6 protein-coding genes are annotated in these 7,311 nt (G+C 72.6%); 3 read left to right on the forward strand and 3 right to left on the reverse strand.

What is annotated here, in order from left to right; translation table 11 throughout:
• The first annotated feature begins 69 nt into the window (after positions 1-69).
• Positions 70-1,083 (forward strand): helix-turn-helix domain-containing protein, encoded by a 1,014-nt coding sequence (locus ADY01_RS29935; RefSeq protein ID WP_049579723.1) that lies wholly within the window; start codon positions 70-72, stop codon positions 1,081-1,083.
• A gap of 52 nt (positions 1,084-1,135) precedes the next feature.
• Here the strand turns inward: ADY01_RS29935 and ppc are convergent, their stop codons facing one another.
• On the reverse strand, positions 1,136-3,922 hold the full coding sequence (gene ppc, locus ADY01_RS29940) for a phosphoenolpyruvate carboxylase (protein ID WP_420715755.1): 2,787 nt from the start codon (positions 3,920-3,922) through the stop codon (positions 1,136-1,138).
• Between the two features lie 233 nt (positions 3,923-4,155).
• Between ppc and ADY01_RS29945 the strand changes: the two genes are divergently transcribed.
• Together ADY01_RS29945 and ADY01_RS29950 are read left to right on the forward strand one after the other, a co-directional pair.
• Complete coding sequence (locus tag ADY01_RS29945; protein ID WP_049579725.1) at positions 4,156-5,193, forward strand: acyl-CoA desaturase; 1,038 nt, start codon at positions 4,156-4,158, stop codon at positions 5,191-5,193.
• 7 nt (positions 5,194-5,200) lie between these two features.
• Positions 5,201-5,878, forward strand: a complete 678-nt coding sequence (locus ADY01_RS29950; RefSeq protein WP_159001508.1) for a TetR/AcrR family transcriptional regulator — start codon at positions 5,201-5,203, stop codon at positions 5,876-5,878.
• Between the two features lie 136 nt (positions 5,879-6,014).
• On the opposite strand, the gene ADY01_RS29955 is transcribed toward ADY01_RS29950, so the two are convergent.
• Together ADY01_RS29955 and ADY01_RS29960 are read right to left on the reverse strand one after the other, a co-directional pair.
• Positions 6,015-6,419 carry a rodlin gene (locus ADY01_RS29955; protein ID WP_049579728.1) on the reverse strand — a complete coding sequence of 135 codons (405 nt, stop codon included), beginning with the start codon at positions 6,417-6,419 and terminating at the stop codon, positions 6,015-6,017.
• A 163-nt stretch (positions 6,420-6,582) separates the two neighbouring features.
• Positions 6,583-7,311: methyltransferase domain-containing protein (locus ADY01_RS29960; RefSeq protein WP_049579730.1), on the reverse strand; the 729-nt coding region annotated here is incomplete at its 5' end.

Below are 7,311 nucleotides of genomic sequence, written 5' to 3' on the forward strand. Positions count from 1 at the left end.
CAGAGGGGTATAAGAGTCCTGGTCACCCCACGAGCCTGCGCCGTGCGGGCCCGGCGAACGAGTGGCCGGATGGCCATGATGTGCAAGGATCGGGCCATGAGCGTATTCCGTGGGGACGGACGCCACCGGGTCGCCGTGCTGGTGCGGCACGGGGTGCTCCCGATCGAGCTGGGGATCGTGCACCGCCTGATGGGCCGCGCGCACACGGCGGCGGGCGAGCCGTTGTACGAGGTGGTCACCTGCGCCACCACGCCCGGACCCGTGCGCAGCGACGCCGACTTCAGCATCGACGTCGGGCACGGACCCGAGGCGCTGGCCGAGGCGGACACGGTCGTCGTCCCGGCCGCGCACGAGCACGGGACGGCGGAGGAGGAGGGGCGGCTGCCCGAGCCGCTGGCCGCCGCCCTCGCGCGCATCCGGCCGGGGACGAGGATCGCCTCGATCTGCACCGGCGCGTTCGTGCTGGCCGCCGCCGGGCTGCTCGACGGGCGCAGGGCGACGACGCACTGGGCCTCGTGCGACCGCTTCCGCGCGCTGTTCCCCCGGGTGCTGCTCGCCCCCGACATCCTCTACGCCGAGGACGGGAACGTCCTGACCTCGGCCGGCGTCGCCTCGGGCATCGACCTGTGCCTGCACATGGTGCGTTCCGACTTCGGCGCCGCGGTGGCCAACTCGGTGGCGCGCCGCACGCTGGTGCCGCCGCACCGGGACGGCGGGCAGGCGCAGTTCACCGAGCGCCCGGTGCCCACGCCCGGGGCGCGTTCGACGGAACGGGCGCGCGCGTTCGCGCTGGATCACCTCGGTGAGCCGCTGACGCTGCGGGCGCTGGCGGCCCGGGAGTCCATGAGCGTGCGGACGTTCACCCGCCGCTTCCGCGAGGAGACGGGCGTCTCACCGCAGCGCTGGCTCACCGTGCAGCGGGTGGAACGGGCCAGGCGGCTGCTGGAGGAGACCGATCTGCCGGTGGACCGGATCGCCCACGCCGCCGGGTTCGGCACGGGGGCGTCCCTGCGGCAGCACCTCCAGACGGCGCTCGGCGTCTCGCCCAGCGCCTACCGCCGCACCTTCCGCGCCGCGGCCTGACGGCCCCGGGAGGGCGGGCCCCCGGGAGACGGGCCCCCGGGGGAACGCGGGGTCAGCCCGTGTTGCGCAGGCCCGCCGCCACGCCGTTCACGGTGAGCAGCAGCGCCCGGGAGAGCAGCTGGTCGGGCTCCTCGCCGCGCCGCGCCGCCTCGCGCTGGCGGTGCAGCAGCGTGACCTGGAGGTAGGAGATCGGGTCCAGATAGGCGTCCCGCACCCGCAGCGTGCGCTGGAGCGCCGGGTTCGCGTCCAGCAGTTCGTTCTCCCCGGTGATGCGCAGCACCTCGGCCACGGTCAGCCGGTGCTCGGCCTCGATGGTCGCGAAGACGTGCGCGAGCTCCTCGGGGACCAGCGTCTCGACGTAGTGCCTGGCGATCCGCAGGTCCGTCTTGGAGAGCGTCATCTCCACGTTGGACAGGAAGTTCCGGAAGAAGTGCCAGTGCTCGAACGCCTCGGCCAGCACGCCGTCGAGCCCCGCCTCGCGAGCCGCCCGCAGTCCCGAGCCCACGCCGAACCAGCCGGGCACGATCTGCCGCGACTGCGTCCAGCCGAAGACCCACGGGATCGCCCGCAGCCCGTCGAGGCCCGCGCCGCTGTCGGGGCGGCGCGAGGGGCGCGAGCCGAGGTGGAGGTCGGCGAGCTGGTCGACGGGGGTGGAGGCGAAGAAGTACGCGGGCAGGTCCGGGTCCTCGACCAGCCGCCGGTAGGCGGTGTGCGCGACGTCGGAGACCGTGTCCATCGCCGCGTCCCAGCGGGCCAGCGCCTCCTGGGACTGCCGCGGCGCGGTGTGCAGCGCCGACGCCTGGAGCGTGGCGGCCACGGTCAGCTCCAGGTTCTCCCTGGCCAGCGAGGGCACCAGGTACTTGTCGGAGATGACCTCGCCCTGCTCCGTGACCTTGATCTCGCCCTCCAGCGTGCCCCAGGGCTGGGCGAGGATCGCGTCGTGGGTCGGGCCGCCGCCGCGGCCGACCGTGCCGCCGCGGCCGTGGAAGAGCCGCAGCCGCACCCCGTGCCGGTGCGCGACGTCGCGCAGCCGCCGCTGGGCGCGGTGGATCTCCCACTGCGACGTGGTGATCCCGCCGAACTTCGAGGAGTCGCTGTATCCGAGCATGACCTCCTGCACGTCGTCGCGGAGCGAGACCAGCCGCCGGTAGGAGGGGTCGGAGAGCATCGCGTCCAGCAGCTCGTCGGCGATCTTCAGCTCGTCCGTGGTCTCCAGCAGCGGAACGATGCCGATCCTCGCCCACCCCGCGTGCAGGTCGATCAGGCCCGCCTCCCGGGCCAGAACGGCCGCGGCGAATACGTCGTCCGCGCCCTGACACATCGAAATGATGTACGACTCGATGACCTCGGGGCCGAAGGTGTCCAGCGCCCGGCGCGCCGTGGAGAACACCCCCAGCGTCTTCGCGCCCGCCGCGTCGAGCGGCGCGGGCGTCGGGGCCAGCGGCCTGCGCGAGCGCAGCTCCCTGGCCAGCAGCTTGGTCCTGTAGTCGCGCGGCATGTCCGCGTACCGCCAGGACTCCTCGCCGAGCCGGTCGAAGAGCTGCCCCAGCGCGTGGTGGTGCGCGTCGGCGTGCTCCCTGACGTCCATGGTGGCCAGCTGGATGCCGAACGCCGCCACCGTGCGCATCAGCCGCTCCAGGCGCCCGTCCGCGATCAGCCCGCCGCGGTGCTCCCGCAGCGACGTCTGCACCAACCGCATGTCGTCCAGCAGTTCCCCGGTCCCCAGGTAGTCGCGGCCCGGCACGTGCGGCGCGTCGTCCTTGAGCCGGATCCGGGTGTTGACGAGCTTCTGCCGGACGCAGGTGACCTTCAGCCGGTAGGGCTCCTCCGCGTTGAGCCGCTTGTACCTGGGGGTGATCTCCGGCAGCCTCTCCAGGTCGCGGGCCAGGGAGTCGAGGAGCTCCCGGCTGGCCCCCGAGTTGCGGATGGAGTTGGACAGCGCGCCGCGCAGCTCGTCCACGTGCCGCAGCGCGCTGGAGATCCCGTGCTCGTGCTGGAGCAGCAGAACGTCCCAGGTCACGGTGGGCGTGACATTCGGGTTCCCGTCGCGGTCGCCGCCGATCCAGGTGCCGAACGTCAGCGGCCTGCCGTCGGCCGGCAGCGGCGCCCCCGCCCGGTCGAGCTCGGTGGCCAGGTCCTCCAGCACGTCCCCGACGGCGCCCGCGTGCAGCTCGTCCAGGTAGTAGACGGCGTTCCTCGCCTCGTCCGCGGGCTCGGGGCGGGCCACCCGCAGCTCGTCCGTCTGCCAGATGAGGTCGATGTTCTCCGCGAGCCGCAGGTCGGTGCGGCGCCGGTCGCCGCCGTGCTCGGACTCCGGGTGGTCGAGCAGCTCCGCGATCTTGCGGAGCTTGGTCAGCACGGAGCGGCGCGCGGCCTCGGTCGGGTGCGCCGTGAACACCGGCCGCACGCCGAGGTTGGCCACCGTCTGCCGCAGGTGCGCGGGGTCGGCGTCCTTGAGCATGTCGGCGGTCCGCGAGAGCTCCCCGCCCTCGGCCGCCCGGCGTTCGCGCAGCTCCCGGCCGCGGTGCACCTGCTCGGTGACGTTGGCCAGGTGGAAGTAGGTGGAGAAGGCGCGCACGAGCTTGGCCGCGGTCGTGAGGTCGGTGTCACCGAGAAGCGTGGCGGCGGCCTCCCCGTCGCTGCGGGTCAGCGCCCTGACGCGCTCCACGAGGTCGAGCAGCTCGGGGCCGTCCTGGCGGACCAGTGTCTCGCCGAGGAGGTCGCCGAGACGGCGGATGTCCGCGCGCAGCGCGCTACTGCTCTCCGGCGCTCCCTTCTCATCCGGGATGTCGGCGACGCCCGGCGCCGCCGGCTTGTTCTGACGATCGGGACTGCTCACGGTTGCGGCTCCTCGCGGCGGGCTCTTCCGGCAGTTCGTTGGCACGTGGCGGACCGCGCTGTCCGGCAGCTCCATCGTAATGAGGGTGCCGTGCGCCGTGGTCACCTCGCCTCGATCCGGCTCCGACGGCCTGGTGAGGGGGTGGCGAGCTGCCATACTTACGACACCGTAGGTTACGGTCCCGTAGGTGGCTGAAGCCTTCCTTAACGCGTCTCTTCCCCAAGGAACCGCCCATGTCCACATCCCCAGACGTCGTATCCGCGCCGAGGGCGGAGGACAGTCAGGCCGACGGATCTCCCCCCGCCCCCGCCGGTTCCGCGACGCTCGGCGGCGAGCGTCGCGGCTCGGTGGAGCAGTTCGCCCTGCTGCTGTTCATCACCGTCCCCTTCGTCGCCCTGGTGGCCGCGGTGCCGCTGGCCTGGGGCTGGGGCGTCAGCTGGCTCGACCTCGGGCTGATGGTGGCCTTCTACTTCCTCGGCTGCCACGGCATCACGATCGGTTTCCACCGGCACTTCACCCACGGCGCGTTCAAGGCCAAGCGGCCGATGCGCATCGCGCTCGCCATCGCCGGGTCGATGGCCGTGGAGGGCCCGCTGGCCCGGTGGGTCGCCGACCACCGCAAGCACCACAAGCACTCGGACGCCGAGGGCGACCCGCACTCCCCCTGGCGGTACGGCGAGACGGTGCCCGCGCTGATCAAGGGCCTGTGGTGGGCGCACATGGCGTGGATGTTCGACACCGAGCAGACGCCCCAGCACACGTACGCGCCCGACCTGATCAAGGACCCCGACCTGCGCCGCGTCTCGCGCCAGTTCGTGCTGTGGACGGTCGTCTCCCTGGGGCTGCCCCCGCTGATCGGCGGCCTGGCCACCTGGTCCTGGCAGGGCGCCCTGACCGCCCTCTTCTGGGGATCGCTGGTGCGGGTCGCGCTGCTGCACCACGTGACCTGGTCGATCAACTCCATCTGCCACGCGACGGGCAAGCAGCCGTTCAAGTCCCGCGACCGCTCGGGGAACGTGTGGTGGCTCGCCGTCCTCTCCTGCGGGGAGTCCTGGCACAACCTGCACCACGCCGACCCGACCTGCGCGCGCCACGGCGTGGACCGCTGGCAGGTGGACTCGAGCGCGCGGCTGATCCGCTGGTTCGAGAAGGCGGGCTGGGTCCACGACGTGCGGTGGCCGAAGCGGGAACGGATCGAGGCGAAGCGGAAGGCCCCCGGCGCGGGTGCGGGGAAAAACCGCGAGGAGTCCGCCGGCGCCCACGCGGCATGATGGGTCCGTGGCGACCGAGAACAGCATCAAGAGCAATGGCAAGGACAGGCCGGCCCGGACTCCTCGGCGTACCCGCCGGAGAATGACCGGGACCGAGCGCCGGGAGCAGTTGCTGGACATCGGGCGCACGCTCTTCGCGGAGCGGGGCTTCGAGGGCACCTCGGTGGAGGAGATCGCGGCCAAGGCCGGGGTGTCCAAGCCGGTCGTCTACGAGCATTTCGGCGGCAAGGAGGGCCTCTACGCGGTCGTCGTGGACCGCGAGATGAGCCGCCTGATGTCCATGGTGACCGGCGCCCTGACCGCCGGTCACCCCAGGGAGCTGCTGGAGCAGGCGGCGTTCGCCCTGCTCGACTACATCGAGCAGTACACCGACGGCTTCCACATCCTGGTCAGGGACTCCCCCGTGGCGCAGTCGACGGGGACCTTCGCGTCGCTGATCGGCGACATCGCCACCCAGGTGGAGGACATCCTGGGCCTGGAGTTCAAGGGCCGGGGCTATGACCCGAAGCTGGCGCCCATATACGCGCAGGCGCTGGTGGGGATGGTCGCGCTGACCGGGCAGTGGTGGCTGAACGTGCGCAAGCCCAAGAAGGCGGAGGTGGCGGCCCACCTGGTGAACCTCGCGTGGAACGGCCTCCAGGGCCTCGACCACCACCCCCGCCTGGTGGGCCACCGCAGGATCTGAGCGGGCGGGCCGGGGACGGGAACGCCGCGACCCCCTCTCCGGGACGGAAGTCCCGGGGAGGGGGTCGTGAGGTGCGGAACACCGGTCAGAAGGCCGAAGAACCCGGAGTCCGCGGACCAGGGGGCCGAAGGCCGGGTCAGTGGCTGCTGACGCCGTTCTCGGCGAGCAGCGAGATGTCCGACAGCAGCTTGGACAGCGGGTCGTCGCCGTCGATCTGCGTGGAGTTCTCGTTGCACTGCTGGCGCGGCTGGCTGGAGAGGACGTCGTCCACGCCGATCGGGATGAGGCCGATGAGGCTCTGCACCGTCGGGTCCGTCACCGCCGGGACGCAGACGTCGTTCAGCGAGCCGTTGACCAGGCTGATGTTCGGGCTCATGTAGCCACCGGTGGTGGTGTTGCCCTGGAACTTGGCGTTCCCGTTGCCGTTGACCGTCTCGTGGCCGGCGTCCCCACCGATGGCCATGGCCGGGGCGGCTGCGATGCCCACGGCGCCGACGGCGGAAGCCGCGACGGCGACCGTGGCAAGCGTCTTCTTGATCACTAGCTTGTCCTTCCGAGTTCTTAGGAGTGCCCTGTTCATGGAGCGACCTGCACAACGCGCCTGGGCGGATTCGGTTGTCGCCGTTCACCCGATTCGCCGAATCCCGTTGCTCTATCGGCGTCCGGTTGACGGGCGGCGGGCGGCACCCGGCCGAGGCCGGTGATCACCGCGTCAACCCGCCCCGGCCGGCCACCACGAACACGCGTCGGAACGGGAGGACCGTGCCGTGCGGGGTGCGCGGGTAGGCGTCGCGCAGGGCCTCGGCGAACTCCGCGAGGAACGCCTCGCGCGCCTCCGGGTCGTCCTCCAGGGCCGTCAGCACGGGCCGCAGCCCGGTGCCCTTGAGCCAGTCGAGGACCGGGTCCTGGCCGGGCAGGACGTGGAGATAGGTGGTCTCCCAGGCGTCGACCTCGCAGCCGAGCCCGGCCAGCAGGGCCAGATAGCCGGCGGCCGGGAGCACGGCGTCGGGGTGGCGGAGCACGTCCCCGAGCCGGTCGCGCCAGCGCGCGCCGGCGCACAGCTCGCGCATCAGGACATGGCTGGGGGCCGCGAAGTTCCCCGGGACCTGGAAGGCGAGCACGCCGCCGGGCGCGAGGCCCTCGACCCAGGCAGGGAACGCGTCGCCGTGGCCCGGCACCCACTGGAGCGCGGCGTTGGACAGGATCAGGTCGAACGGCTCGGCGGGCCGCCAGGCGGCGAGGTCGGCGTGGACGAAGTCCAGCCGGCCGTCACCTCCGGGGAGGGGGCCGGCCAGGGGCGCGGCCTCGGCGAGCATCTCCGGGGAGTTGTCGTAGCCGGTGAGGCGGGCGTCGGGCCAGCGCTCGGCGAGCAGCAGGCTGGGGCGCCCGGGGCCGCAGCCGAGGTCGGCGACGCGGTCGGCCGAGAGCAGGAA

The organism is Streptomyces sp. SBT349 (genome assembly GCF_001083795.1).
Classification (GTDB): Bacteria; Actinomycetota; Actinomycetes; order Streptomycetales; family Streptomycetaceae; genus Streptomyces.